Annotated in this window: 23 protein-coding genes; 12 read left to right on the top strand and 11 right to left on the bottom strand. The window is 62.6% G+C overall.

Annotation, left to right across the window (positions count from 1 at the left end; genetic code table 11):
* Nucleotides 1–14 precede the first annotated feature (14 nt).
* Both trkA and L6D75_RS04320 read left to right on the top strand, forming a co-directional pair.
* On the top strand, nt 15–1,388 hold the full coding sequence (gene trkA / locus L6D75_RS04325; RefSeq protein ID WP_176511738.1) for a Trk system potassium transporter TrkA: 1,374 nt from the start codon (nt 15–17) through the stop codon (nt 1,386–1,388).
* A gap of 11 nt (nt 1,389–1,399) precedes the next feature.
* A complete protein-coding gene (locus L6D75_RS04320) occupies nt 1,400–1,708 on the top strand; it encodes a tetratricopeptide repeat protein (protein WP_176511739.1) in 309 nt (102 codons plus the stop codon).
* A gap of 117 nt (nt 1,709–1,825) precedes the next feature.
* Here L6D75_RS04320 and L6D75_RS04315 read toward each other — a convergent pair whose 3' ends face one another.
* Together L6D75_RS04315 and L6D75_RS04310 are read right to left on the bottom strand one after the other, a co-directional pair.
* Complete coding sequence (locus L6D75_RS04315) at nt 1,826–2,713, bottom strand: lysophospholipid acyltransferase (RefSeq protein ID WP_176511740.1); 888 nt, start codon at nt 2,711–2,713, stop codon at nt 1,826–1,828.
* 41 nt (nt 2,714–2,754) lie between these two features.
* Nucleotides 2,755–3,306: a DNA-3-methyladenine glycosylase I gene (locus tag L6D75_RS04310; protein ID WP_176511741.1), complete on the bottom strand. Its 552-nt coding sequence runs from the start codon at nt 3,304–3,306 to the stop codon at nt 2,755–2,757.
* A gap of 83 nt (nt 3,307–3,389) precedes the next feature.
* Between L6D75_RS04310 and glyQ the strand changes: the two genes are divergently transcribed.
* From glyQ to L6D75_RS04290, 4 genes are all read left to right on the top strand, one after another.
* Nucleotides 3,390–4,337, top strand: coding sequence for a glycine--tRNA ligase subunit alpha (glyQ, locus tag L6D75_RS04305; RefSeq protein WP_012312032.1), 948 nt, complete (start codon nt 3,390–3,392; stop codon nt 4,335–4,337).
* Nucleotides 4,334–6,385: a glycine--tRNA ligase subunit beta gene (gene glyS / locus L6D75_RS04300; protein WP_176511742.1), complete on the top strand. Its 2,052-nt coding sequence runs from the start codon at nt 4,334–4,336 to the stop codon at nt 6,383–6,385. The genes glyQ and glyS overlap by 4 nt, the downstream gene beginning before the upstream one ends.
* 3 nt (nt 6,386–6,388) lie before the next feature.
* Nucleotides 6,389–6,916: a D-glycero-beta-D-manno-heptose 1,7-bisphosphate 7-phosphatase gene (gene gmhB / locus L6D75_RS04295; protein WP_176511743.1), complete on the top strand. Its 528-nt coding sequence runs from the start codon at nt 6,389–6,391 to the stop codon at nt 6,914–6,916.
* Nucleotides 6,917–6,977: 61 nt separating this feature from the next.
* On the top strand, nt 6,978–7,748 hold the full coding sequence (locus tag L6D75_RS04290) for a lysophospholipid acyltransferase family protein (RefSeq protein WP_176511744.1): 771 nt from the start codon (nt 6,978–6,980) through the stop codon (nt 7,746–7,748).
* Nucleotides 7,749–8,035: 287 nt separating this feature from the next.
* Here L6D75_RS04290 and L6D75_RS04285 read toward each other — a convergent pair whose 3' ends face one another.
* Nucleotides 8,036–9,655: an MFS transporter gene (locus L6D75_RS04285; RefSeq protein ID WP_176511745.1), complete on the bottom strand. Its 1,620-nt coding sequence runs from the start codon at nt 9,653–9,655 to the stop codon at nt 8,036–8,038.
* 96 nt (nt 9,656–9,751) lie between these two features.
* Nucleotides 9,752–11,398, bottom strand: coding sequence for a GMC family oxidoreductase (locus L6D75_RS04280; RefSeq protein ID WP_176511746.1), 1,647 nt, complete (start codon nt 11,396–11,398; stop codon nt 9,752–9,754).
* 240 nt (nt 11,399–11,638) lie between these two features.
* Here L6D75_RS04280 and L6D75_RS04275 point away from each other — a divergent pair, with 240 nt between their 5' ends.
* Nucleotides 11,639–12,526 (top strand): LysR family transcriptional regulator, encoded by an 888-nt coding sequence (locus tag L6D75_RS04275; RefSeq protein WP_176511747.1) that lies wholly within the window; start codon nt 11,639–11,641, stop codon nt 12,524–12,526.
* Here L6D75_RS04275 and L6D75_RS04270 read toward each other — a convergent pair.
* Genes L6D75_RS04270 through L6D75_RS04260 form a run of 3 tightly spaced genes read right to left on the bottom strand, consistent with a single transcriptional unit; the run spans nt 12,515 to nt 15,522 of the window.
* Entirely contained in the window at nt 12,515–13,333 is an 819-nt protein-coding gene (locus L6D75_RS04270; protein ID WP_176511748.1) for a sulfite exporter TauE/SafE family protein, read from the bottom strand. The genes L6D75_RS04275 and L6D75_RS04270 overlap by 12 nt on opposite strands.
* Nucleotides 13,330–14,598, bottom strand: coding sequence for an NAD(P)/FAD-dependent oxidoreductase (locus tag L6D75_RS04265; protein WP_176511749.1), 1,269 nt, complete (start codon nt 14,596–14,598; stop codon nt 13,330–13,332). Before L6D75_RS04265 ends, L6D75_RS04270 begins: the two co-directional genes overlap by 4 nt.
* Before the next feature lie 39 nt (nt 14,599–14,637).
* Complete coding sequence (locus L6D75_RS04260; protein ID WP_176511750.1) at nt 14,638–15,522, bottom strand: MBL fold metallo-hydrolase; 885 nt, start codon at nt 15,520–15,522, stop codon at nt 14,638–14,640.
* 220 nt (nt 15,523–15,742) lie between these two features.
* Between L6D75_RS04260 and L6D75_RS04255 the strand changes: the two genes are divergently transcribed.
* Nucleotides 15,743–17,041 (top strand): sigma-54 interaction domain-containing protein, encoded by a 1,299-nt coding sequence (locus L6D75_RS04255; RefSeq protein WP_176511751.1) that lies wholly within the window; start codon nt 15,743–15,745, stop codon nt 17,039–17,041.
* A gap of 73 nt (nt 17,042–17,114) precedes the next feature.
* Here the strand turns inward: L6D75_RS04255 and gyrB are convergent, their stop codons facing one another.
* The 4 genes from gyrB to dnaA are packed head-to-tail and all read right to left on the bottom strand — an operon-like array spanning nt 17,115 to nt 23,336.
* Nucleotides 17,115–19,535, bottom strand: a complete 2,421-nt coding sequence (gene gyrB / locus L6D75_RS04250) for a DNA topoisomerase (ATP-hydrolyzing) subunit B (protein WP_176511752.1) — start codon at nt 19,533–19,535, stop codon at nt 17,115–17,117.
* 4 nt (nt 19,536–19,539) lie between these two features.
* Nucleotides 19,540–20,643 carry a DNA replication/repair protein RecF gene (gene recF / locus L6D75_RS04245; protein WP_176511753.1) on the bottom strand — a complete coding sequence of 368 codons (1,104 nt, stop codon included), beginning with the start codon at nt 20,641–20,643 and terminating at the stop codon, nt 19,540–19,542.
* A 13-nt stretch (nt 20,644–20,656) separates the two neighbouring features.
* Nucleotides 20,657–21,760 (bottom strand): DNA polymerase III subunit beta, encoded by a 1,104-nt coding sequence (gene dnaN / locus L6D75_RS04240; RefSeq protein ID WP_176511754.1) that lies wholly within the window; start codon nt 21,758–21,760, stop codon nt 20,657–20,659.
* A gap of 40 nt (nt 21,761–21,800) precedes the next feature.
* The gene (gene dnaA / locus L6D75_RS04235; protein ID WP_176511755.1) at nt 21,801–23,336 is read right to left on the bottom strand and encodes a chromosomal replication initiator protein DnaA; all 1,536 of its coding nucleotides are present in this window, start codon (nt 23,334–23,336) and stop codon (nt 21,801–21,803) included.
* A 584-nt stretch (nt 23,337–23,920) separates the two neighbouring features.
* Here dnaA and rpmH point away from each other — a divergent pair.
* Genes rpmH through yidC form a run of 4 tightly spaced genes read left to right on the top strand, consistent with a single transcriptional unit; the run spans nt 23,921 to nt 26,396 of the window.
* Nucleotides 23,921–24,055, top strand: coding sequence for a 50S ribosomal protein L34 (rpmH, locus tag L6D75_RS04230; protein WP_003253163.1), 135 nt, complete (start codon nt 23,921–23,923; stop codon nt 24,053–24,055).
* 13 nt (nt 24,056–24,068) lie between these two features.
* Nucleotides 24,069–24,473 (top strand): ribonuclease P protein component, encoded by a 405-nt coding sequence (rnpA, locus tag L6D75_RS04225; RefSeq protein ID WP_176511810.1) that lies wholly within the window; start codon nt 24,069–24,071, stop codon nt 24,471–24,473.
* Nucleotides 24,466–24,711, top strand: coding sequence for a membrane protein insertion efficiency factor YidD (gene yidD / locus L6D75_RS04220; RefSeq protein ID WP_078477749.1), 246 nt, complete (start codon nt 24,466–24,468; stop codon nt 24,709–24,711). The genes rnpA and yidD overlap by 8 nt, the downstream gene beginning before the upstream one ends.
* 2 nt (nt 24,712–24,713) lie before the next feature.
* The gene (gene yidC / locus L6D75_RS04215; RefSeq protein WP_176511756.1) at nt 24,714–26,396 is read left to right on the top strand and encodes a membrane protein insertase YidC; all 1,683 of its coding nucleotides are present in this window, start codon (nt 24,714–24,716) and stop codon (nt 26,394–26,396) included.
* Nucleotides 26,397–26,446 lie beyond the last annotated feature (50 nt).

Here is a 26,446-nt window from a genome sequence, read left to right as displayed (position 1 = left end):
TTAGGGAGTAGCGGATGAAGATCATCATCCTCGGCGCAGGGCAGGTGGGCGGTACGCTGGCGGAGCACCTGGCGAGCGAAGCCAACGACATCACCGTGGTCGATACCGACGGCGAGCGCCTGCGCGACCTGGGCGACCGCCTCGACATCCGCACCGTGCAGGGCCGTGGCTCGCTGCCCACGGTGCTGCGCCAGGCCGGTGCCGACGACGCCGACATGCTGGTGGCAGTGACCAACAGCGACGAAACCAACATGGTCGCCTGCCAGGTGGCCTACACGCTGTTCCACACCCCGACCAAGATCGCCCGGGTGCGCGAATCGGCCTACCTCACCCGCGAAGAACTGTTCGACAACGACCACATCCCGGTGGACGTGCTGATCAGCCCCGAGCAGGTGGTGACCAACTACATCAAGCGCCTGATCGAGCACCCAGGCTCGCTGCAGGTGATCGACTTCGCCGAAGGCAAGGCCCAGCTGGTGGCGGTCAAGGCGTACTACGGCGGGCCGCTGGTGGGCCAGCAGCTGCGCCAGATCCGCGCGCACATGCCCAACGTCGACACCCGCGTGGCGGCGATCTTCCGCCGCGACCGGCCGATCACGCCACGCGGCGATACCTTGATCGAAGCGGACGACGAGGTGTTCTTCATTGCCGCACGCAAGGACATCCGCGCGGTGATGGGCGAGCTGCGGCGCATCGATGAAACCAACAAGCGTGTGGTCATCGCCGGTGGCGGGCAGATCGGCGAGCGCCTGGCCGAGGCCATCGAAAGCCGCTACCAGGTGAAGATCATCGAGATGAGCCCGGCCCGCTGCCGCCACCTCTCCGACACCCTGGAAAGCACCGTGGTGCTGCAGGGCAGTGCCTCGGACAAGGACCTGATGCTCGAAGAGAACATCGCCGATGCCGACATCTTCCTGGCCCTGACCAACGACGACGAGGCCAACATCATGTCGTCGCTGCTGGCCAAGCGCCTTGGCGCGCGCAAGGTGATGACCATCATCAACAACCCGGCCTACGTCGACCTGGTGCAAGGCGGCGACATCGATATCGCCATCAGCCCGCAGCTGGCCACCATCGGCACCTTGCTGGCGCACGTGCGCCGGGGCGATATCGTCAGCGTGCACTCGCTGCGCCGCGGCGCGGCCGAGGCCATCGAGGCGGTGGCGCATGGCGATTCGAAGTCGAGCAAGGTGGTCGGCAAGGCCATCGAGGACATCGCCCTGCCGCCGGGCACCACCATCGGCGCGATCATCCGCGACGAAGAAGTGATGATCGCCCACGACGACACGGTGATCGAGTCGGGCGACCATGTGATCCTGTTCGTTGTGGATAAAAAGCATATTCGGGATGTGGAGAAGCTGTTCCACGTCGGCTTGAGTTTCTTCTAGGGGAAGAGGGCATGCGCGAATCGCTGGAGAAGATGCTGGCCAAGGGTGTGGATAACCCTTTGCTGAGGTTTGGGTTGGGCAAGGCCTGGCTGGACGAGGGCAATGGGGCCGAGGCGGCGGTGCACCTGGCGCGCTGTGTGGAGCAGGACCCGAAGTATTCGGCGGCCTGGAAGCTGCTGGGCAAGGCGTATCAGTTGCAGGGCGATGTGGCGGCGGCGCGCACGGCCTGGGAGGACGGGATCGTGGCGGCGCAGGCCCATGGCGACAAGCAGGCCGAGAAGGAAATGGCGGTGTTTCTCAGGAAGCTGAACAAGGTTTGAGATTGCTGGGGCTGCTTTGCAGCCCTTTCGCGACACAAGGCCGCTCCTACAGGGACCGCGATCCTCTGTAGGAGCGGCCTTGTGTCGCGAAAGGGGCGCAAAGCGCCCCCAAAAACCTCAATACCAGCGCGGCTCCCCGGCCGGCCGCTTCTTGAAGCGCTTCATGCTCCACATGTACTGGCTCGGGTACTCACGCACATAACGCTCGACCACCTTGCTCATGGCCGCCGCCGACACGTTCACATCGGTGCTGTACATCTCTTCCGGCGCCGCCTCCAGAAACACCTTGAAGCCCGAACCATCCGGCAGCCGCAGGGCATGCAGGAACACCCCCACCGCCTTGCCCCCGGCCAGCATGTTCGGCACGAACTTGCTGGTCAGCGCCTGGGTCCCGAGAAACGGCACGAACACCCCCGCCGACTCGGCCGGCTCCGGGTCGGCAGGGATGCCCACCTGGCCACCGCGGCGCACTTCCTTGATCACGCTGAGGATGCCTTCCTTGGTCGAAGGTGCCACGCGGTTGCCCATCTGCACGCGCTGCTCGCGCAGCAGGTCATCCACCGCCTTGAGCTTCGGCGGGCGGTAGAAGATGATCGGTTTGCACTGGCTGCAATAGAAGTGGTTGAGCACTTCCCAGTTGCCCAGGTGGCTGGTGATGCCGACCACGCCCTTGCCCGAGGCCAGGGCCTGCTCCAGCACTTCCAGGCCGTGCACTTCCTTGACCAGGTCCAGCGAACGCTGCGGCGGCCAGATCCAGGCACAGGCGCTTTCGACAAAGGACTTGCCGATATCTTTCAGCGCGCGGCCCACCAGCTGCTCGCGTTCGACCGGGTCCATCTGCGGGAAGCACTTGGCCAGGTTGATGCGCACCACGTTGCGCGAGCCATTGGGGACCTTCCACATCAGCCAGCCGATACCGGCGCCAACGCGCTGTACAGCGCCCCAGGGCAGCTTGGCGAACAGGCGTAGCACCCCGACCATCAGGGCGCCCTTGAACTTTTCCACAGGCGAATTCCTTATTTCAGCAAGGCGCGCATTGTAACCCCTCAGCGCAGCAAGGCGGCGTAGCGATCGCAATCGGTGGTGTGGTCCATGACCATGCCGGTGGCCTGCATGAAGGCGTAGCAGATGGTCGGGCCGACGAAGGTGAAGCCGGCTTTCTGCAGGGCCTTGCTCATTGCCTTGGCCTCGTCGGTGACGGCCGGCACTTCGCCGCGGCTGGTGAAGTGGTTGATCTTCGGCTCGCCGCCGACGAACGACCACAGCCATTGGCCGGGGTTGTCCAGCGCCAGCCAGGCCTGGGCATTGCGGCGCACGGCCTTGAGCTTGAGGCGGTTGCGGATGATGCCGGTATCGAGCATCAGCTCTTCGACCCGTTCGTCGCTCATCTGCGCCAGCAGGTGCGGGTCGAAGCCGTGCAGAACCTCGCGATAGCGCTCGCGTTTGCGCAGCACGGTGATCCATGACAACCCCGCCTGGAACCCTTCGAGCAAAAGCATCTCGAAGAGCAACGCCGGGTCACGCTGTGGCGTTCCCCATTCCTGGTCGTGGTAGGCCTGGTACAACGGATCGTCGGTACACCAAAAGCAGCGTGGCATAAGGCTCCAATGAGTAGAGGGCGAAGCGAATCAGGTTATACTCCCGCTCTTTACATCCGCATCCCCAGATACAGGTGAATTTCGTGAGCCAGCCTACGCCAGCCGTGCGTACCTTCCAAGACCTGATCCTCGCCCTGCAGAACTACTGGGCAGCTCAAGGTTGTGTGGTGCTTCAGCCCTACGATATGGAAGTAGGCGCCGGCACTTTCCACACCGCTACATTCCTGCGCGCCGTCGGCCCGGAGACCTGGAACGCCGCCTACGTGCAGCCCAGCCGTCGTCCTGCCGACGGGCGGTATGGCGAAAACCCAAACCGCCTGCAGCACTACTACCAGTTCCAGGTGGTGCTCAAGCCGAACCCGGCCAACTTCCAGGAGCTGTACCTCGGCTCGCTGAAAGCCATCGGCCTGGATCCGCTGGTCCACGATATCCGCTTCGTCGAAGACAACTGGGAATCGCCGACCCTGGGCGCCTGGGGCCTGGGCTGGGAAATCTGGCTCAACGGCATGGAGGTGACCCAGTTCACCTACTTCCAGCAAGTGGGCGGCATCGAGTGCTACCCGGTCACCGGTGAAATCACCTACGGCCTGGAGCGCCTGGCCATGTACATCCAGGGCGTCGACTCGGTGTACGACCTGGTGTGGGCCGACGGCCCGTTCGGCAAGGTCACCTACGGCGACGTGTTCCACCAGAACGAGGTGGAGCAGTCGACCTACAACTTCGAGCACGCCAACGTCGAGAAGCTGTTCGAACTGTTCGACTTCTACGAAAGCGAAGCGAACCGCCTGATCAAGCTGGACCTGCCGCTGCCGACCTATGAAATGGTGCTGAAGGCTTCGCACACCTTCAACCTGCTGGACGCCCGCCGCGCCATCTCGGTGACCGAGCGCCAGCGCTACATCCTGCGTGTCCGTACCCTGGCCCGGGACGTGGCGCAAAGCTATCTGCAAGCCCGCGCACGCCTGGGCTTCCCGATGGCCACCCCTGAACTGCGTGACGAAGTGTTGGCGAAGCTGGAGGCTGCACAATGAGTGCTCAAGATTTCCTGGTTGAACTGGGCACCGAAGAGCTGCCACCCAAAGCCCTGGCAACCCTCGGCGACGCCTTCCTGGCCGGCATCGAGAAGGGCCTGCAGGCCGCTGGCCTGAACTACACCGGCAAGCAGGTGTACGCCGCGCCGCGCCGCCTTGCCGTGCTGATCCGCCAGCTCGACGTGCAGCAGCCAGACCGCAGCATCAACATCGACGGCCCGCCCATGCAGGCTGCCTTCAAGGACGGCGAGCCGACCCAGGCTGCCCTGGGCTTTGCCAAGAAGTGCGGCGTGGAGCTGTCGGAAATCGACCAGAGCGGCGCCAAGCTGCGCTTCTCCCAGCACATCCCGGGCAAGGCCACTGCCAGCCTGCTGCCGACCATCGTCGAGGATTCGCTCAACGACCTGCCGATCCCCAAGCGCATGCGCTGGGCGGCCAGCCGTGAAGAGTTCGTGCGCCCGACCCAGTGGCTGGTGATGCTGCTCGGCGACCAGGTGGTCGACTGCACCATCCTGTCCCAGCAGGCCGGCCGTGAATCCCGTGGCCACCGTTTCCACCACCCGGAAAACGTGGTCATCACCACCCCGGCCAACTACGTCGAAGACCTGCGCAAAGCCTACGTGCTGGCCGACTTCGCCGAGCGCCGCGAGCTGATCGGCAAGCGTACCGCCGAGCTGGCCCTGCAGCAGGAAGGCACTGCCATCGTGCCGCCGGCGCTACTGGACGAAGTGACCGCGCTGGTCGAGTGGCCGGTGCCGCTGGTGTGCTCGTTCGAGGAGCGTTTCCTCGAGGTGCCGCAGGAAGCCCTGATCACCACCATGCAGGACAACCAGAAGTACTTCTGCCTGCTCGACAGCGAAGGCAAGCTGCTGCCGCGCTTCATCACCGTGGCCAACGTCGAGAGCCGTGACCCCAAGCAGATCGTGCAGGGTAACGAGAAGGTCGTGCGCCCGCGCCTGACCGACGCCGAGTTCTTCTTCAAGCAGGACAAGAAGCAGCCGCTGGAAACCTTCAACGAGCGCCTGAAGAACGTGGTGTTCCAGGCTCAGCTGGGCACTGTCTACGACAAGGCCGAGCGTGTGTCCAAGCTGGCCGCGTTCATCGCCCCGCTGATCGGCGGCGACGCCCAGCGCGCCGGCCGTGCCGGCCTGCTGTCCAAGTGCGACCTGGCCACCGAGATGGTTGGCGAGTTCCCTGAGATGCAGGGCGTTGCCGGTTACTACTACGCGCTCAACGATGGCGAGCCGCAAGACGTCGCCCAGGCCCTGAACGAGCAGTACATGCCGCGCGGTGCTGGCGCCGAGCTGCCGCAGACCCTCACCGGTGCGGCCGTGGCCATCGCCGACAAGCTCGACACCCTGGTCGGCATCTTCGGCATCGGCATGCTGCCCACCGGCAGCAAGGACCCGTACGCCCTGCGCCGTGCCGCCCTGGGCGTGCTGCGCATCCTGATCGAGAAGCAGCTGGACCTGGACCTGACCACCGCGGTCGAGTTCGCGGTCAAGCAGTTCGGTGCCAAGGTCAAGGCCGCCGGCCTGGCCGAGCAGGTGCTGGAATTCATCTTCGACCGCCTGCGTGCGCGCTACGAAGACGAAGGCATCGACGTTGCCACCTACCTGTCGGTACGTGCCCTGAAGCCGGGCTCGGCCCTGGACTTCGACCAGCGCGTGCAGGCCGTGCAGGCCTTCCGCAAGCTGCCGGAAGCCGAGGCCCTGGCCGCGGTGAACAAGCGTGTGTCGAACTTGCTGAGCAAGGCCGAAGGCGCCATCGCCGAGCAGGTCGAGCCGAAGTACTTCGACAACGCCAACGAGTTCTCCCTGTACTCGGCCATCCAGCAGGCCGACCAGGCCGTGCAACCGATGGCTGCGGCACGCCAGTACAGCGAATCGCTGGCTCGCCTGGCCGCCCTGCGCGACCCGGTCGACGCCTTCTTCGAGGCGGTGATGGTCAATGCCGAGGACGCCAAGGTACGCGCCAACCGTTATGCCCTGCTCAGCCGCCTGCGCGGCCTGTTCCTGGGCGTTGCCGACATTTCGCTGCTGGGGTAAGCCTTGAAACTGCTGATTCTCGATCGTGACGGGGTGATCAACCAGGACTCCGACGCCTACATCAAGTCGCTGGAAGAGTGGATCCCGATACCCGGCTCGATCGAGGCGATCGCGCAGTTGAGCAAGGCGGGCTGGACGGTGGCCGTGGCCACCAACCAGTCCGGCATCGCCCGTGGCTACTACTCGCTGGCAACCCTGGAGGCCATGCATGCGCGCTTGCGCGAGCGGGTGGCCGAGCAGGGCGGTGAAGTGGGCCACATCGTGTACTGCCCGCACGGGCCAGACGAAGGCTGCGCTTGCCGCAAGCCCAAGCCGGGCATGCTGCGGGCGATTGCCGAGCACTACCAGGCCGACCTTCACGGCGTGTGGTTCGTCGGCGACAGCACGGGTGACCTGCAGGCCGCCCTGGCCGTCGGAGCTCAACCGGTGCTGGTGAAAACCGGCAAGGGCGAGCGGACCCTGGAAAAAGGCGTCGGTGAAACTACACTGATTTTCGACGATCTGGCAGCTATCGCCAGAGAACTAATTTAAACAATGCGCCTACGGGCGCATTTTTCTCAGGCGGGCACGCCCCGCAACGGTACTTGCCACTATGTCGATCCTGCAGGCGATCAGAATCTTTCTTTTTTACCTGCTGCTGGGCACCAGTTCGCTGTTGTGGTGCTCGCTTTGCTTCTTCGTTGCGCCCTTTTTGTCGTTCCCCAAGCGCTACAAGTTCATCAACGTCTACTGGTGCCGCTGCGCGTTGTTCTTGAGCCGTAGCATTCTGGGCATCGACTACAAGATCACCGGTGCGCAGAACGTGCCCAGCGAGCCTTGCGTGATTCTTTCCAATCACCAGAGCACCTGGGAGACCTTCTTCCTGTCGGCGTACTTCTCGCCGCTGAGCCAGGTGCTCAAGCGTGAGCTGCTGTACGTGCCGTTTTTCGGCTGGGCAATGGCCATGCTGCGGCCGATCGCGATCAACCGCGACAACCCCAAGGAAGCCCTGCGCCAGGTCGCCAGCCAGGGTGACGAGCTGCTCAAGCAGAAGGTGTGGGTGCTGATCTTCCCGGAAGGGACGCGCGTGCCGTTTGGCACCGTGGGCAAGTTCTCCCGTGGCGGTACCGCGCTGGCGGTGAATGCCGGGTTGCCGGTGCTGCCGATTGCGCACAACGCTGGCAAGTTCTGGCCGAAGGCTGGCTGGGGCAAGCGCGCAGGCACCATCGAGGTGGTGATCGGCGAACCGATGTACGCCAACGGCACTGGCCCTCGCGCCATCGCCGAGCTCAACGACCGCGCTGCCGCCTGGAACGAGGCGACCCAGCGGGCCATGGGCTCGCTGCCGCCAGTGGATGAAAAACCGCAGGAGCAGATGGCTTGAGCTTCTGTGGATAAGTTGTTAGCAATTTTTGGACTAAATGCCGTAAGTGATAGCTAAGTATTTGAATTGGCTGTTTATTTCTCTGTATGACATTTTTCCGAAAATCGTGCATAAGTTTTTTCGGGGCATAAGAAAACCGGCTTTTACAGCCGGTTTTTTTATGGGTTGTAGGAGCGGCCTTGTGTCGCGAAAGGGCTGCAAGGCAGCCCCCGGCGATTTCAGCAATGGCTGATAATTTGGGGCCGCTGCGCGCCCCTTTCGCGACACAAGGCCGCTCCTACAAAGCCTCAGATCTTGTCGATATCCACATCCTTGGTTTCTTTGAGGCAGAAGATCCCCACCACCAGGCTGATCCCGGTCACCAGCACCGGGTACCACAGCCCATAGAAGATATCCCCGGTGTACACCACCAACGCAAACGACACGGTCGGCAAAAAGCCCCCGAACCAGCCGTTGCCGATGTGGTAGGGCAGGGACATCGAGGTGTAGCGGATGCGCGTGGGGAACAGCTCGACCATCACCGCCGCCAATGGCCCGTAGGTCATGGTGGCAATCAGGATCATCGCCACGATCAGCACCACCACCATCACCTGGTTGACCTGCGCCGGGTCTGCCTTGGCCGGGTAGCCCGCCTGTTCCACCGCCGTGCGCATGGCGGCTTCGTCGAAGCCGTTGATGGTCTTGTCGCCAATGTTCACCACGACCTGGCTGCCCGCCACATCCACCGAGCTGTAGGGCAGGCCCTGCTTGACCAGGAAGGTCTTGACCTTGTCACACGGGCTGTCGAAACGCGCCTTGCCCACCGGGTCGAACTGGAAGGTGCAGCTCTGCGGGTCGGCGGTGACGACGATGGGCGCCTGGCGGCTGGCAGCGTCGATCTGCGGGTTGGCGTAGTGGCTGAGCGCCTTGAACAGCGGGAAGTACAGCACCGTGGCCAGCAGCAGGCCGAGCATCAGGATCGGCTTGCGCCCGATGCGGTCGGACAGCCAGCCGAAGAACACGAAGAACGGCGCGCCGATCACCACGCTGATGATCAGCAGGGTGTTGGCCTGGGCCGGGTCCATCTTGAGCATCTGGGTCATGAAGAACAGCACGTAGAACTGCGCGGTGTAGAAGGTCACCGCCTGCCCGGCGTTGATGCTGAACAGCGCAGTGAGCACCACCTTGAGGTTCGGCCAGGAGGTGAACGACTCACGGATCGGCGACTTGCTGACCTTGCCCTGGGCTTTCATTTTCACGAAGGCCGGCGACTCGTGCATGCTCATGCGGATCCAGGTGGAAATCGCCAGCAGCACGATCGACAGCAGGAACGGCAGGCGCCAGCCCCAGGTTTCGAACTGGTCGCCACTGATGTAGCGGCTGCCCAGCACCACCAGCAACGACAACAGCAGGCCGAGGGTAGCCGTGGACTGGATGAAACCGGTGTGGAAACCACGCTTGCCCGCTGGCGCGTGCTCGGCAACGTAGGTGGCGGCGCCACCGTATTCGCCGCCCAGGGCCAGGCCCTGGAGCATGCGCAGCACCACCAGGATGATCGGCGCAGCGATGCCGATGCTGGCGTAGGTGGGCAGCAGGCCGACCGCGAAGGTGGACAGGCCCATCAGCACGATGGTCACCAGGAAGGTGTACTTGCGCCCGATCATGTCGCCCAGGCGGCCGAACACCAGGGCGCCGAAAGGCCGCACCAGAAAGCCGGCGGCAAAGGCCATCAGGGCGAAGATGAAGGCGGTGGTGTCATTCACGCCAGCGAAGAACTGCTTGCTGATGACCGCTGCCAGCGCGCCATAGAGAAAAAAGTCATACCACTCGAAAACCGTCCCGAGGGATGACGCGAAAATGATCTTGCGTTCTTCACGGCGGCTGGGGCTGCTCGCCGTCGCCCCCTGCTCTTGGATGTAATCCGACATCGTTGCTGTCCTCGGCCCACAGGCCACAGTGATTATTCTTTTTGTTCCACTGTCGGCAGCCTCTGACCACAGCCGCCGGTACTGCACGCACCCGGGTCAGGGCGTCGGTATCGCGTCTTCGTTTAGGTAGGTCTGGGTAGCCGCTCCTTTGAGGATCAGTTGCGCCGCCTTCTCGGCGATCATCAGGGTGGGGGAACAGGTATTGCCGGAGGTGATCTGCGGCATGATCGAGGCATCCGCCACGCGCAGGCCGGGGATGCCGTGCACGCGCAGCTGGTTATCCACAACGTCCAGCGCGCCGTTGCCCATGCGGCAGGTGCCCACCGGGTGGAAGATGGTGGTGCCGATCTTGCCGGCGGCTTCGAACAGTTGTTCTTCGCTCTGCAGCGCCGGCCCCGGCAGGTATTCCTCGGGGGCGAAGGCGGCCAGGGCAGGGGCCTGGACGATGCGCCGGGTGATGCGAATGGCATCGGCGGCGACGCGCAAGTCCTGGGGGTCGCTCAGGTAGTTGGGGTCGATCAGCGGGGCGCTGTGCATATCTGCGCTGGCGATGTCGATGCGCCCGCGGCTTGCCGGGCGCAGGTTGCACACCGACGCGGTAAAGGCCGGGAACTGATGCAGCGGCTCGCCGAAGCGCTCCAGCGAAAGCGGTTGCACGTGGTATTGCAGGTTGGGCGTGGCCTGCTCGGGGCTCGAGCGCACGAACGCGCCGAGCTGGCTTGGCGCCATGGCCAACGGGCCGCTGCGGTCGTACAGGTAGCGCAGGCCCATGCCCATCTTGCCCCACAAGCTGTTGGCCATCTGGTTGAGGGTGCGGGTGTTGCGGATCTGGTAGATCAGGCGCAGCTGCAGGTGGTCCTGCAGGTTGCCGCCCACCCCGGGCATGTCGTGGCGCACGGCGATCCCCAGGCTTTGCAGCAGCTTGCTCGGGCCGATGCCCGAACGCTGGAGAATGCCAGGCGAACCCACGGCGCCAGCGCACAGAATGATCTCGCGGCGCGCGGCAAACTCATGCCAGGCGCCTTGCCAGCGGGCTTTCACTGCCCGCGCACGGGTGTTGTTGAGCAGTACCTGGTCGACCTGCACGTCCGTGAGCACGGTGAGGTTGGCGCGGCCTTTTATCGGCCGCAGGAACGCCTTGGAGGCATTCCAGCGCACGCCGCTGCGCTGGTTGACCTGAAAGTATCCACAGCCCTGGTTGTCACCGGTGTTGAAGTCGTCGACCTTGCCGATGCCGGCCTGCTCGGCGGCATCGCGGAAGGCATCGAGGATCGGCCAGCTGTAGCGCTGGCGCTCGACCCGCCATTCACCGTCGCCGCCATGGTGCTCGCTGCTGCCGGCAAAGTGGCTTTCGCTGGCCTTGAACAGTGGCAGCACGTCTTTCCAGGCCCAGCCATCGTTGCCTTGCTCGGCCCAATGGTCGTAGTCGGCAGCCTGGCCGCGCATGTAGATCATGCCGTTGATCGAGGAACAGCCGCCCAGCACCTTGCCCCGCGGGTAACCCAGGCTGCGCCCGCCCAGGCCGGGTTGTGCCTCGGTCTTGAAGCACCAGTCGGTGCGTGGGTTGCCGATGCAGTAGAGGTAACCGACGGGGATGTGAATCCAGGGATAGTTGTCGCGGCCGCCCGCTTCGAGCAGCAATACCCGGCAGGTGGGGTCGGCGGACAAACGATTGGCCAACAGGCAGCCGGCGGGACCGGCACCTACGACCACGTAATCGAAGACAGAATCGGCTGACGGCATGTGCAACCTCGCGCCTGATTATTGTTCTTGTCGTCCTACATCTTATTGATTAATTTCGCAGAGGAAACACGAGATTTCGCGCAGCCGTTGTGCGTTTTAGCACAGCGGTAAGCCTGTACCGGCCCTATCGCCGGCAAGCCGGCTCCCACAGGTAAAGCCCAGGCTTCGAGCCATGTGGTGAACCTGTGGGAGCCGGCTTGCCGGCGATAGGGCCGGAACGAACAGCACAAAGGGACAAGCATGTTCGACTGGAATGATCTGCGGTTTTTCCTCGAATTGCAGCGCAGCGGCCGCCTGCTCACTGCCGCCAAACGCCTCAACACCACCCACAGCACCGTTGCCCGGCATATCGAAAGCATCGAGAAAAGCCTCGGCACGCCGCTGTTCGTGCAGCATGCCCAGGGCTACGAGCTGACCTCGTCCGGCCAGGCACTGCTCAAGCACGCCGAAGCCATGGAAAACGTCGCCCTGCTGGCGCAGGAAGAAATCACCCAGGCCATCACCCCGCTGGGCAAGATCCGCCTGGGCGTCACCGAAGGCATCGGCATCATGTTTTTCACGCCGCGCATGGGCGAGCTGTTCGAGCGCTACCCGGGCCTCGAGGTGGAACTGGTGGCCGTGCCGCGCTTCGTCAGCATCCTCAACCGCGAAGCGGAAATCAGCATTCACCTGGAACGGCCCAGCGCCGACCTGTTGATCACCCGCAAGCTCACCGACTACCGCCTGGCGCTGTATGCCAGCCAAGCCTACCTGGACCGCGCCCCGCCACTGCGCCACCGCGAGGATTTGGCCCAGCACAGCTGGATCGGCTACGTCGATGACCTGTTGTTCAGCCAGGAGCTGCTGTTTCTCAATAGCTTCTGCCGTTCACCCAACGTCGCCTTTCGCAGCACCAGCGTGATTGCCCAGCAGACCGCCGCCCGCGCAGGGCTGGGCATTGCCGTGCTGCCCAACTACATGGCCCGCCACGACCCCACGCTGGTGCGCGTGCTGCCCAGCGAGACCATCCAGCGCAGCTACTGGATCTGCACCCGCCGCGAGCTGCACAAGTCGGTGCGCCTGCGGGTGGTGTGGGACTACCTGCTGGCGCTGTGCGCTGCGCAACAAGGCGAACTGCTAGCCGAGTAGCGCCTTGCCGGCCAACAGCAACGCCGCCGACCAACCGGCCACGGCAAACATCTGCTGCAGGCGTGGCCCGGCGAGTTTGGCGGCCAGCGGCCGGGCCGCCAGCAAGCCGAGCACCGCGCCGACGGCGAACGGTGCACCCACGCGCCAGTGCATCACGCCTGCCAGGCTGGCGCTGACCACACTGCCCGTGGACACCAGGGCGATCACCGCCAGCGAGGTGGAAACGATGCTTTTCATGCGCAAGTTGGTGTAGCGGTTCAACGCCGGAATGATCACGAACCCGCCCCCCACGCCGAGCAAACCGGACAGCAGCCCGGACAACGCCCCGGTGAAAGCCAGGGCGCGTGCGCACGGCAAGGTCCAGCGCAAGCGGCCCTGCAGCGGGTTGAGCACGCAGGGTTCGATGTAGCGGTGAGCTTCCGACGCTTCGCCGCGCAGCTCCTTGGCTGCCTTGCGCCAGATGCGCAGGCAGGCATACACCAGCACCGCGGCGAACACCAAGGCCAGGGGCGTGTTGGGCAAGCGGTGGGCGAGCATCAAGCCGAACGGCGCTGCCGCGATGCCGATCAAGGCGATGAACAGGGCAGCGCGATAACGCACCAGGCCTTGCCGCAACCCCAGCACTGCGCCCACGGCCGCCGCCATCCCCACCGCCAGCAACCCGATCGGCGCCGCTTCGACCATCGACAAGCCCAGGCCGAACACCAGCAGCGGCACCGCCAGGATGCCACCGCCGGCGCCAGTCAGCGCCAGCACCGCACCGATGATGGCGCCGAGGCCGGCGCCCAACAGTTCGTGTTCGATCACTGGCGTGCCTCGACCAGCGGCTGCGGCCGTGCCAACCACTCACGCCCCTTGAGCATGCCCTGCCAATACAGCGGTGGTAGCACCCGCGCCTTGAGCAGCCAGGCCAGGCGGGTAGGCTTGCGACCGTCGAGCAGCCAGCGCGGGAAGCTGGGCGCGACCTTGCCGCCATAGGTGAACTCGGCCAGCACGATCTTGCCGCGCTCGACGGTCAGCGGGCAGGAGCCGTAGCCATCGTACTGGGCCAGGGTCGGCAGCCTGCCGAGCGCCACCAGCACATTGTTGGCCACCACCGGTGCCTGCTTGCGGGCAGCGGCGGCGGTCTTGGCGTTGCTGGTGTTGGCCACGTCGCCCAGGGCATGAACATTGGAGAACTGGCGATGGCGCAAGGTCTGCGGGTCGACGTCGACCCAGCCGGCGGCATCGGCCAACGGGCTCTGGCGGATGAAGTCAGGGGCGACCTGCGGCGGTACCACGTGCAGCATGTCGAAGGCTTCGGTGCGGGTTTCGCTGCTGCCGTCGGCGAGGGTGCGGGCGAAGGTCGCGCGCTTGTTGGGGCCATCCACCGCCACCAGGCGGTGGCTGTAGTTGAGGTCGACCCCGTACTTGTCGATGTAGGCCATCAGCGCCGGTACATAGTCGGGCACGCCGAACAGCACGGCGCCGGCATTGAAGAAGCTGGCCTTGACGTTACCCAGATGGCCGTGGCGCAGCCAGTGGTCGCACGACAGGTACAACGCTTTTTGCGGTGCGCCCGCGCACTTGATCGGCATGGGCGGCTGGGTGAACAGCGCGCGGCCCTGCTTGAGTTTTTGCACCAGCTGCCAGGTGTAGGGCGCCAGGTCGTAACGGTAGTTGGAGGTCACCCCATTGCGGCCAAGGGTTTCGCTGAGCCCGGCAATGGCCTCCCAGTCGAGCTTGAGGCCAGGGCAGACCACCAGCTGTTCGTAACTGATGGCGCGGCCGTCTTCGAGCATCACCAGCTGGGCCGACGGGTCGAAGCCCTGAACCCGAGCCTTCACCCAGTGCACACCACGGGGGATGGCCGAGGCCATGGTGCGGGCGGTGCTTGGCGCCTTGAACACACCCGCACCGACCATGGTCCAGCCGGGCTGGTAGTAGTGCACGTCGGCGGGGTCGATGAGGGCGATGTCCAGCGACGGGTCGCGGCTGATCAGGCTTGAGGCGGTGGCGATACCGGCGGCGCCGGCACCGACGATGACCACTTTGTGGTGGTCGGCATGAGGGGAGGACAACAAGGCAGGCATGACGGAATTTCCTGGATTTCTAATGATGGAGCAGGGCAGTCAGAGCTTGTTCAGCGGGATCTTCAGGTAGCTCACGCCGTTTTCCTCGGGCTCGGGGAAATGGCCGCTGCGCATGTTCACCTGCACCGAAGGCAGGATCAGCACTGGCATGTCGAGTGTCTTGTCGCGGGCTTCGCGCATGGCGACGAAGCTGTCCTCGTCGATGCCGTGGTGGATGTGGATGTTGCTGGCGCGCTGCTCGGCCACGGTGGTCACGTAGCGCATGTCACGGCCACCTGGCAGGTAGTCGTGGCACATGAACAGCTGGGTCTGGTCGGGGAATGCCAGCAAGCGGCGGATGGAGCGATACAGGGTGCGGGCGTCGGCACCGGGGAAGTCGCAGCGCGCCGTGCCGTAGTCGGGCATGAACAGGGTGTCGCCAACGAACACCGCCTTCTCCCCGGCATCGGTGACCACATAGCTCATGCAGGCGGGGGTATGCCCAGGGGTGTGCAGGGCACGGGCATGCAGGTTGCCGATGCGAAACCCTTCCTCGTCTTCGAGCAGCACATCGAACTGGCTGCCATCGCGGGCGAAGCCAGGTTCGGCGTTGAACAGCGAACCGAAGACTTTCTGCACCTGGGTGATGTGCGCACCAATGGCGGTATGCCCGCCCAGATGTTCCTTGAGATAGGCCGCCGCAGAAAGGTGGTCGGCATGCACGTGGGTTTCCAGCACCCACTGCACCTCGGCACCCAGCGCCTTTACCCGGGCAATCAGCAAGTCGGCCGAATCGGTGCAGGTGCGCCCGGACTTGGGGTCGTAGTCGAGGACGCTGTCGATCAGTGCGCACTTGCGCGTCTCGCCGTCCATGACCAGGTAGCTGATGGTCGAGGTCGCCTTGTCGAAGAAGGCTTCCACGTGAAGGTTGTTGCCGATGATCATCACGTTCTCCAATTTATCCACCGCACCTTGGCAGGCGCAGGCAGTGCCAGGAGGTTTATCAAGATGCATGCCAGGCCGCCCGGGCTGCAATGGCCAATGAAACCGGGCGCTGCTGACGCAAGGTTGGCCAGTATGGCAGCGCCATTGGCAGTCGACTGACAGCCAATGGCAGTGTTTGGCAGTCCTTGTTACCCTGCATCGGTCATCCATCGGTGCCGTCATGCCTGAATCCCGTTCCATCATCCTAGCCCTGGTTTCCTACCTCGAACACGATGCACTGCCTACGATCGTGCTGGATACCGACTACAACATCCTCGCGGCCAACGCGGCCTATCGCCGGTTGTTCGGCCGTGACCAGCAAGCGCCACTGGGCGAGAAGTGCCACCGCGTCTCCCATCACTACGCGGTGCCGTGCGACCAGGCCGGTGAGCATTGCCCGATGCGCAAAGCGTGGGACAGCAAAGTGCCGGAGCGGGTCCTGCACATTCATCACACCCCACGCGGGCCGGAACACGTGGATGTGGAGTTGCGCCCGATCCTCGATGAACAGGGCAGGGTGGTGGCCTTCGTCGAGCGCCTGACCACCGTCACCCTGGCCTCGGCGCAACCTCAGCAGCAAGGGCTGGTCGGGCGCGCGCCGGCCTTCAAGCATGCCTTGGCCAGCCTGCAGCGTGCGGCACCCGCGCAAATCCCGGTGCTGCTGCAGGGCGAATCGGGCACCGGCAAGGAGCTGTTCGCCCGCGCCATCCACATGGGCAGCCCACGGGCCAACGGCCCCTTGGTGGTGGTCGACTGCACCGGCCTGACCGAGTCGCTGTTCGAGAGCGAATTGTTCGGCTACGAGAAAGGCGCCTTCACCGGTGCCAACCAGCGCAAGATCGGCCTGGCCGAAGCGGCCCATGGCGGCACGCTGTTTCTTGATGAAATCGGCGAAGTGCCGTTGGCCATGCAGGTCAAGTTGCTGCGCCTGATCGAGTCCGGCAGCTTCCGCCCGGTTGGCAGCCTGCGTACCGTGCATTCGGATTTCCGCCTGGTGTCGGCGACGCACAAGCCATTGAAGCAGATGGTGGCTGAGGGCACGTTCCGGGAAGACCTGTACTACCGCATCAGCGGTTTCCCCATCCGCTTGCCCGCGCTACGCGAACGTGTGGAAGACCTGCCGCTGCTTGCCGAAAGCCTGCTGCAGCGCATGCCAGGCAACCCGGCGCCGAAGCTGAGCCGCGAAGCGCAGCAGCACCTTGAGCTGCATCCTTTCCCGGGCAATATCCGCGAGCTGCGCAACATCCTGGAACAGGCTCGCCTGTTTGCCGACGACGGGCTGATACGGCCTGAACACCTGCCGGAAGATATAGGCCCGGAGCAGGTTTGCGGCCCTGGCGGCGGGCGAGGGCGCAATGGCCTGGGTGAGCTGGCGCAGGCGCTGGAGCAGTTCCAGGGGCCGCGCAGTGAGTTGGCGCGCCACCTTGGCATGAGCGAGCGCACCTTGTATCGGCGCCTGAAGGCGTTGGGGTTGTCCTAGCCCTTGCAAGATCGAGCAGCCAAAAAAAAAGCCCGCTTACGCGGGCTTTCTTTTGTGCGGTTTCTACACCTGATCAGAAGTCCAGGTTCGATACCGACAGGGCATTGCTTTCAATGAACTCACGGCGCGGCTCGACCGCATCACCCATCAGGGTGTTGAAGATCTGGTCGGCAGCGATCGCATCTTCGATGGTGACCTTCAGCATGCGGCGCACGGTTGGGTCCATGGTGGTTTCCCACAGCTGGTCCGGGTTCATCTCACCCAGCCCTTTATAGCGCTGGATGGTGTGGCGCTTGGTGGTCTCGTTCATCAGCCAGTCCAGGCCTTCCTTGAACTCGACGATCGCCTTGCGGCGCTCACCACGCTGAACATAGGCACCTTCGCCCAGCAGGCTGGACAGCTTGGCGCCGATGTTGACCACGGTGCGGTAGTCGTTGCTGCCGAAGAAGTCGCGGTTGAAGGTGATGTAGCTGGCCAGGCCGTGGGAGGTGATTTCCACTTCCGGCAGCCAGACATTGCGTTCCTTGTCTTCGCGCAGGCTGGCCTTGTACGCCAGGCCCGACTTCTGGCTGTTGTTCAGGCGCTGCTGGAAGCTGTCCAGCCAGGCCTGCATCACGGCATGGTCGCCCAACTGCTCGAGGGTGACTTCAGGCAGGTAGATGAAGTGCTCGGTCAGCTCTTCCGGGTACAGACGCGACAGACGCTTGAGGGTCTTCATCACGCTGCGGAATTCGTTGACCAGCGCTTCCAGCTGAACGCCGGAAACGGCTGGCGCCGATTCGTCCAGGTGCAGGCTGGCATCTTCGAGGGCCGACTGGGTCATGTACTCTTCCATGGCCTCGTCGTCCTTGATGTACTGCTCCTGCTTGCCTTTCTTCACCTTGTACAGCGGCGGCTGGGCGATGTAGATGTAGCCACGCTCGACCAGTTCCGGCAGTTGGCGGAAGAAGAAGGTCAGCAGCAGGGTACGGATGTGCGAACCGTCGACGTCAGCATCGGTCATGATGATGATGTTGTGATAACGCAGCTTGTCGATGTTGTACTCTTCGCGGCCGATGCCGCAGCCCAGCGCAGTGATCAGCGTGCCCACTTCCTGGGACGAGATCATCTTGTCGAAACGGGCTTTCTCGACGTTGAGGATCTTGCCCTTGAGCGGCAGGATCGCCTGGGTACGGCGGTTACGACCTTGCTTGGCCGAGCCACCTGCGGAGTCACCCTCCACCAGGTACAGTTCGGAAAGGGCAGGGTCCTTCTCCTGGCAGTCCGCCAGTTTTCCCGGCAGGCCGGCAATATCCAGCGCGCCTTTGCGGCGAGTCATTTCACGCGCTTTACGCGCCGCTTCGCGGGCACGGGCTGCGTCGATCATCTTGCCGACGACGGCCTTGGCTTCGTTGGGGTTTTCCAACAGGAAGTCGGCGAAGTACTTGTTCATCTCCTGTTCCACGGCGGTTTTCACCTCCGAGGAAACCAGCTTGTCCTTGGTCTGGGAGCTGAACTTCGGGTCCGGCACTTTTACCGAAATGATCGCGGTCAGGCCTTCACGGGCGTCATCACCGGTGGTGGCAACCTTGTTCTTCTTGGCCAGGCCTTCCTGCTCGATGTAGTTGTTCAGGCTACGGGTCAGGGAAGAACGGAAGCCCACCAGGTGAGTGCCGCCGTCGCGCTGCGGAATGTTGTTGGTGAAGCACAGCAGGTTTTCGTTGAAGCTGTCGTTCCACTGCAGCGCAACTTCAACACCCACGCCATCGTCGCGCTGGATGTTGAAGTGGAACACCTGGGAGTTGACCGGGGTCTTGTTGGTGTTCAGGTACTCGACGAATGCACGCAGGCCGCCTTCGTATTTGAAGAACTCTTCTTTGCCCGAGCGCTCGTCCTTCAGCAGGATGCCAACGCCGGAGTTGAGGAACGACAACTCCCGGATGCGCTTGGCCAGGATGTCCCAGCTGAAGTGAATGTTCTTGAAGGTTTCAGCCGACGGCTTGAAGTGGATGTGGGTACCGGTGGTTTCGCTTTCACCGACCACGGCCATCGGCGCCTGTGGCACACCGTGCACGTAGGTCTGTTCCCAGATCTTGCCGCTGCGGCGAACGGTCAGCACCAGCTTTTCGGACAGGGCGTTTACTACCGAAACACCCACACCGTGCAGACCACCGGAAACCTTGTACGAGTTGTCGTCGAACTTACCGCCGGCGTGCAGCACGGTCATGATGACCTCGGCTGCCGAAACGCCTTCTTCTTTATGCACGTCTACCGGAATACCGCGGCCGTTGTCGCGCACGCTGATGGATTCGTCGGTGTGAATGATGACGGTGATGTCATCGCAGTGACCCGCGAGGGCTTCGTCGATCGAGTTGTCGACCACCTCGAAGACCATGTGGTGCAGGCCGCTACCATCATCGGTGTCGCCAATGTACATGCCGGGGCGCTTGCGCACGGCATCCAAACCTTTCAGCACCTTGATGCTGGAGGAGTCGTACGTTTGATTTTCGCTCATGCCTTCACTCCCGATGGTCGTGGGTCTGGGTGATACGGCCCTGTTCCACGTGGAACAAAGCAACTGGCGTTTCCGTTTGCCAGCCTTCCCTCAGTAATTCGTGATCTACACAGGTGATGAACACCTGGCAGCGTAATTCTTCAAGCAAGCGGCACAATGCGCGGCGGTGCTGGTCGTCCAGCTCCGACGGCAAGTCATCCACGAGATAAATACAGTGACCGCGGCGAGCCTGGCTGACGAGGTGGCCCTGGGCGATGCGCAATGCGCACACCACCAACTTTTGCTGACCGCGCGACAAAATGTCCGCTGCATTATTGGCAGCCAGACGAAGACGCAAATCAGCACGTTGCGGACCGGCCTGGGTATGGCCCATCTGCTGATCGCGAAGGAGAGAGGAGGCGAGGACTTCTTGCAGTTCCCGGTCCTTGTCCCAGCCTCGGTAATAGCTCAGGGTCAACCCGTCCAGCTCGACCAGTTCGCTCAGGGTTCGCTCGAAGACGGGCTTCAAGGCCTTGATGTAGTTGCGACGGTATTCATCTATTTCCGCGCTGGCCAGGCACAATTCCCGGTCCCAGGCGGCTTGCGAAGCTGGGTCAAGTGTACCATGACGCAACCACGAGTTCCGCTGCCGCAGCGCCTTCTGCAGGCGTTGCCAGGCGGGCAGGAAGCGAGGTTCCACGTGGAACACCCCCCAATCGAGGAACTGCCGACGTATTTTCGGCGCGCCTTCCAGCAAGCGGAAACTGTCTGGGTTGATCAGCTGCAAGGGCAGCAGCTCAGCCAATTGGGCTGCGCTCCTGGCATTCTGGCCATCAATGCGAATGGTGAACTCCCCCTGGCGCTCCCGTGAAACACCAAGGTTGCTGGTGCCACCCTCGGCCAGCTGCACTTCGCCAAATACCGTGCACGCCGGTTGTTCGTATTGAATGACCGGATTCAGGCGAGTGCTGCGAAATGAGCGAGCCAGGCCGAGCAGGTGCACAGCTTCGAGCACGCTGGTCTTACCGCTGCCGTTGGCGCCGTAGAGAATATTGATGCGGGGGGAGGGTGTGAGGGTCACCGGGTGCAGGTTGCGCACCGCGGTGACCATGATACGTCGAAGGGACATTTGGCCTGCTACGTTACAGGCGCATCGGCATAACTACGTAGGAAGAATCGTCGTTGCCGGCTTCCTGCAGCAGGGCACTGCTGTTGGAGTCGGACAGGATCAGACGAACTTGCTCGGTAGTCATGACACCCAGCACGTCGAGCAGATAGCTGACGTTGAAGCCGATTTCCAGCGAGCTGCCTTCGTAGTCGACGCTGATTTCTTCTTCGGCTTCTTCCTGCTCAGGGTTGTTGGCCTGGATCTTCAGCTGGCCGGCAGCCAGTTGCAGGCGAATGCCGCGGTACTTTTCGTTGGAAAGAATCGCGGTACGGCTGAAGGCTTCACGCAGCGCCTGACGATCGCCCACCACCAGCTTGTCACCACCTTTAGGCAGCACGCGCTCGTAGTCCGGGAATTTGCCGTCGACCAGTTTCGAGGTGAAGGTGAACTCACCGGTGGTCGCGCGGATGTGATGCTGGCCGAGCACGATGCTGACCATGCCTTCAGGGTCGGTGAGCAGGCGCGCCAGCTCGAGGATACCCTTGCGCGGCACGATGACCTGGTGACGCTCATCCTGTTCGATCGCGGCGCTCATCGAGCACAGGGCCAGGCGATGGCCATCGGTGGACACTGCGCGCAAGGTATTGCGCGACACTTCCAGCAGCATGCCGTTGAGGTAGTAGCGCACGTCCTGCTGAGCCATGGCGAAGCTGGTGCGCTCGATCAGGCGGCGCAGCTTGCTCTGCTCCAGGTTGCAGGTCAGCGAACCCGGGCCTTCTTCCACCGTCGGGAAGTCGTTGGCAGGCAGGGTCGACAGGGTGAAACGGCTACGGCCGGCCTTGACCAACAGCTTCTGCTCATCGACCTTGATATCGATCAGAACGTCGTTGGGCAGGCTCTTGCAGATGTCCATCAGCTTGCGCGCCGGGACAGTGATTTCGCCAGGCTCGGCCGGCTCTTCGAGTTGCACGCGGCCTACCAGTTCGACTTCCAGGTCGGTACCGGTCAACGACAGCTGCTGGCCTTGTACGACCAGCAGTACGTTGGACAGGACCGGCAAGGTCTGGCGGCGCTCGACGACACCGGCGACCAGTTGCAGGGGTTTCAACAGGGCTTCGCGTTGAATGGTGAAATGCATGGTCTAGTCCCTTGCCTTCAATTAGCTGGGCTGACGGCCATCAGGTCGTCAGCGTGCGCAGCAGGTTCTTGTAGTCCTCGCGGATGTCCGCGTCGGATTCCTTCAATTCGTTGATCTTGCGGCAGGCGTGCAGCACGGTGGTGTGGTCGCGGCCGCCAAACATGTCGCCGATTTCCGGCAGGCTATGGTTGGTCAGCTCCTTGGACAACGCCATGGCCACCTGACGCGGGCGCGCGACGGAACGCGAGCGGCGTTTGGACAACAGATCGGCGATCTTGATCTTGTAGTACTCGGCCACGGTGCGCTGAATGTTATCCACACTCACCAGCTTGTCTTGCAGCGCCAGCAGGTCTTTCAGCGACTCGCGAATCAGCTCGATGGTGATGTCGCGGCCCATGAAGTGCGAGTGGGCAATCACCCGCTTCAGGGCGCCTTCCAGTTCACGCACGTTGGAGCGGATGCGCTGGGCGATGAAGAACGCTGCGTCGTGCGGCAGCTCGACCTTGGCCTGGTCGGCCTTCTTCATCAGGATCGCGACACGGGTTTCCAGTTCCGGCGGCTCCACGGCCACCGTCAGGCCCCAGCCGAAGCGCGACTTCAGACGCTCTTCCAGGCCTTCGATTTCCTTGGGGTAGCGGTCGCTGGTGAGAATCACCTGCTGGCCACCTTCGAGCAAGGCGTTGAAGGTGTGGAAAAACTCTTCCTGCGAACGCTCCTTGCGGGCGAAGAACTGGATGTCGTCGATCAGCAGCGCATCCACCGAGCGGTAGAACCGCTTGAATTCGTTGATCGCGTTCAGCTGCAGCGCCTTGACCATGTCTGCGACGAAGCGCTCGGAATGCAGGTAGACCACCTTGGCATTCGGGTTCTTCTTCAGCAGGTGGTTACCCACAGCATGCATCAGGTGCGTCTTGCCCAAGCCTACGCCGCCATACAGGAACAGCGGGTTGTAGCCGTGCTTGGGGTTGTCGGCCACCTGCCAGGCCGCGGCGCGCGCCAGCTGGTTCGACTTGCCTTCGACAAAGGTTTCGAAGGTGAAGGTGCGGTTCAGGTAGCTGGTGTGCTTGAGCGCACCTTCGACCTGGACGGTGCGTTGTTCGGTACGCCCGCTGGCAGCGGGTGCCGCGTTGCTGTCGGCCATGGCATCGAAGCTGTCCCGCGAGGACGACTCGGCGCTATCGGTCACCAGCACAGGTTCGACAACGCTGGCCATGACCGGCTCGGCAACAGCTGCGGCCGGGGCATTGGCAGCCTGGGGCTGGCTTTGCGCGAGCGAGGCTGCCACTGCAGCACTGACCGGGGCGTTGGGCGCAGCGCGCGGCGCAGAGCTGCGACGGCTGCCTATTAATAAGGAAAGGGCAGGCGCGATGCCGCTGCCGTTCTCACCCAACAGTTCGAGCAGGCGGCCGAGGTACTTTTCATTCACCCAATCGAGAACGAAGCGGTTAGGCGCATAGACGCGCAACTCGTCGCCTTCGGCTTCGACCTGTAGCGGACGGATCCAGGTGTTGAATTGCTGGGCAGGCAGTTCATCGCGCAGAAGCTCCACGCACTGCTGCCAAAGTTCCACTGACACGGATATCCCCTGAGTTTGAAAGCCGGATGAGGCAAAAACAAACCGCCATTGTACCGGTCGAGCGCTCAGTTATCCACATGTGGAAACATTCTGAGCCATGACAAATCACCCATTTAGCGACCAAAACACCCTTTCAAGGCGGTGGATAAGCCCTGTGGATAAGCGCACATGAGGGCTATGCACAACCCTGAGTCGAGCCGTGTGGATAACTCTCCTGTGGATAAGCGGCGTTTTCATCCACAACTTGTGCGCATGCGCAGCACAGGCGCAGCACCCGTTGTGGACAAGGTTTTGAAATTCTGTACAGCCCATGAATAAAGGGCTGCAAGAGGTTATCCACAGATACTTATCCACTTAAGAGTTATAAGTTCTTCAGAAAAGCTTTTTATATGTCTCTTCTTTTTTTTCATTTTGTCGTCCGTTTGCCTGCACGGGCAAGCCTTGGCCGGAGGAACGCCAGCGATCACCTTCCATAAGGAATGACTGGTTGGAAATTGACCTATTGGCTTGCTTTCTCTAGAATCGCCGATCTCTTAAAAAGGGGGCCATCCCGGCCCGTTGTCGACAAACCCAGGTAACACGCCATGAAACGTACTTTCCAACCAAGCACCATCAAGCGCGCTCGCACCCACGGCTTCCGTGCCCGTATGGCTACCAAGAACGGCCGCGCTGTTCTGTCGCGTCGTCGTGCCAAAGGCCGTAAGCGTCTGGCCATTTGATTTTTCGGCACAGGTGGTGAGTCAGGACTTCAGTCGGGAAAAGCGACTGCTTACACCCCGGCATTTCAAAGCGGTCTTCGACTCCCCAACCGGCAAGGTTCCAGGGAAAAACCTGCTGATCCTTGCTCGCGAGAACGGGCTCGATCATCCACGCCTCGGCCTGGTGATCGGCAAGAAGAGCGTCAAGCTCGCCGTTCAACGCAATCGCCTCAAGCGCTTGATGCGCGATTCCTTCCGTCTGAACCAGCAAATGCTCGCTGGCTTGGACATAGTGATCGTCGCGCGCAAGGGATTGGGTGAGATAGAAAACCCGGAATTGCACCAACACTTTGGCAAGCTCTGGAAACGCCTGGCCCGCAGCCGGCCCTCTCCAGCGGCAAACGCCGATTCCGCAGGGGTAGACAGTCAAGATGCGTAAACTGGCACTCGTTCCGATCCAGTTTTACCGTTACGCCATTAGTCCTCTGATGGCCAGCCACTGTCGTTTCTACCCCAGTTGCTCCTGTTACGCTTACGAAGCCATTGAAAACCATGGTCTCTGGCGTGGCGGGTGGCTAGCCGTTCGTCGCCTGGGGCGTTGTCATCCGTGGAACGACGGCGGTTTCGATCCCGTTCCTCCCGCTCCTTCCTCCCGAACTTCTTCGATAGCCGAGTAATCATGGATATTAAACGCACGATCCTGATCGCCGCCCTGGCAATCGTGTCCTACGTCATGGTCCTGAAGTGGAACGATGACTACGGCCAGGCTGCCTTGCCGACTCAGAATACTGCTGCCAGCACTGTTGCTCCGGGCTTGCCCGATGGCGTACCCGCCGCCAACAACGGCGCCAGCGCCGATGTACCGAGCGCCAACGGCGAGTCGAGCCCTGCAGAACTGGCACCTGTTGCACTCAGCAAGGATCTGATCAAGGTCAAGACCGATGTCCTGGAACTGGCTATCGACCCAGTCGGTGGTGACATCGTCCAGCTGAACCTGCCGAAATACCCACGCCGCCAGGACCATCCGGACATTCCGTTCCAGCTGTTCGACAACGGTGGCGAGCGCGTGTACCTGGCCCAGAGCGGCCTGACCGGCGCCAATGGCCCGGACGCCCGTTCCACTGGCCGTCCGCTGTACGCTGCCGAGCAGAAGTCCTACCAGATGGCCGACGGCCAGGAACAACTGGTGGTCGACCTGAAGTTCAGCGACAACGGTGTGAACTACATCAAGCGCTTCAGCTTCAAGCGCGGCGAGTACGACCTGACCGTCAGCTACCTGATCGACAACCAGAGCGCTCAGGCCTGGAGCGGCAACATGTTTGCCCAGCTCAAGCGTGACGCCAGTGGCGATCCGTCCTCGAGCACTGCCACCGGCACCGCGACCTACCTGGGCGCCGCCATGTGGACCGCGTCCGAGCCGTACAAGAAAGTGTCGATGAAGGACATCGACAAAGGTAGTTTGAAAGAAAATGTGTCCGGCGGCTGGGTCGCCTGGCTGCAGCACTACTTCGTGACCGCCTGGATTCCTGCCAAGTCCGACAACAACGTTGTGCAGACCCGCAAGGACAGCCAGGGCAACTACATCATCGGCTACACCGGCCCGGCCATCAGCGTACCTGCTGGCGGCAAGGTCGAAACCAGCGCCATGCTGTACGCCGGCCCGAAGATCCAGTCCAAGCTCAAGGAGTTGTCCCCAGGCCTGGAACTGACCGTCGACTACGGCTTCCTGTGGTTCATCGCCCAGCCGATCTTCTGGCTGCTGCAACATATCCACAGCCTGCTGGGCAACTGGGGCTGGTCGATCATCGTCCTGACCATGCTCATCAAGGGCCTGTTCTTCCCGCTGTCGGCTGCCAGCTACCGCTCGATGGCGCGCATGCGTGCCGTGGCGCCGAAGCTTGCCGCGCTGAAGGAACGCTTCGGTGACGATCGCCAGAAGATGTCCCAGGCGATGATGGAGCTGTACAAGAAAGAGAAGATCAACCCGCTGGGCGGCTGCCTGCCGATTCTGGTCCAGATGCCGGTGTTCCTGGCCCTGTACTGGGTACTGCTGGAAAGCGTAGAAATGCGCCAGGCCCCGTGGATGCTGTGGATCACCGACCTGTCGATCAAGGATCCGTTCTTCATCCTGCCGATCATCATGGGCGCGACCATGTTCATCCAGCAGCGCCTGAACCCGACTCCGCCGGATCCGATGCAGGCCAAGGTGATGAAAATGATGCCGATCATCTTCACCTTCTTCTTCCTGTGGTTCCCAGCGGGCCTGGTGCTGTACTGGGTTGTGAACAACTGCTTGTCGATCACCCAGCAGTGGTACATCACCCGCCGTATCGAAGCAGCGACGAAAAAAGCTGCTGCTTGACGGGCTACTCAGCTAGCCTGTGAATAAAAACGCCCCCTCGGGGGCGTTTT

Source organism: Pseudomonas faucium, from assembly GCF_021602585.1.
Classification (GTDB): domain Bacteria; phylum Pseudomonadota; class Gammaproteobacteria; order Pseudomonadales; family Pseudomonadaceae; genus Aquipseudomonas; species Aquipseudomonas faucium.
The sequence above is the reverse complement of the archived record's forward strand: the minus strand, read 5'-3'. Positions and strand labels throughout refer to the sequence as shown.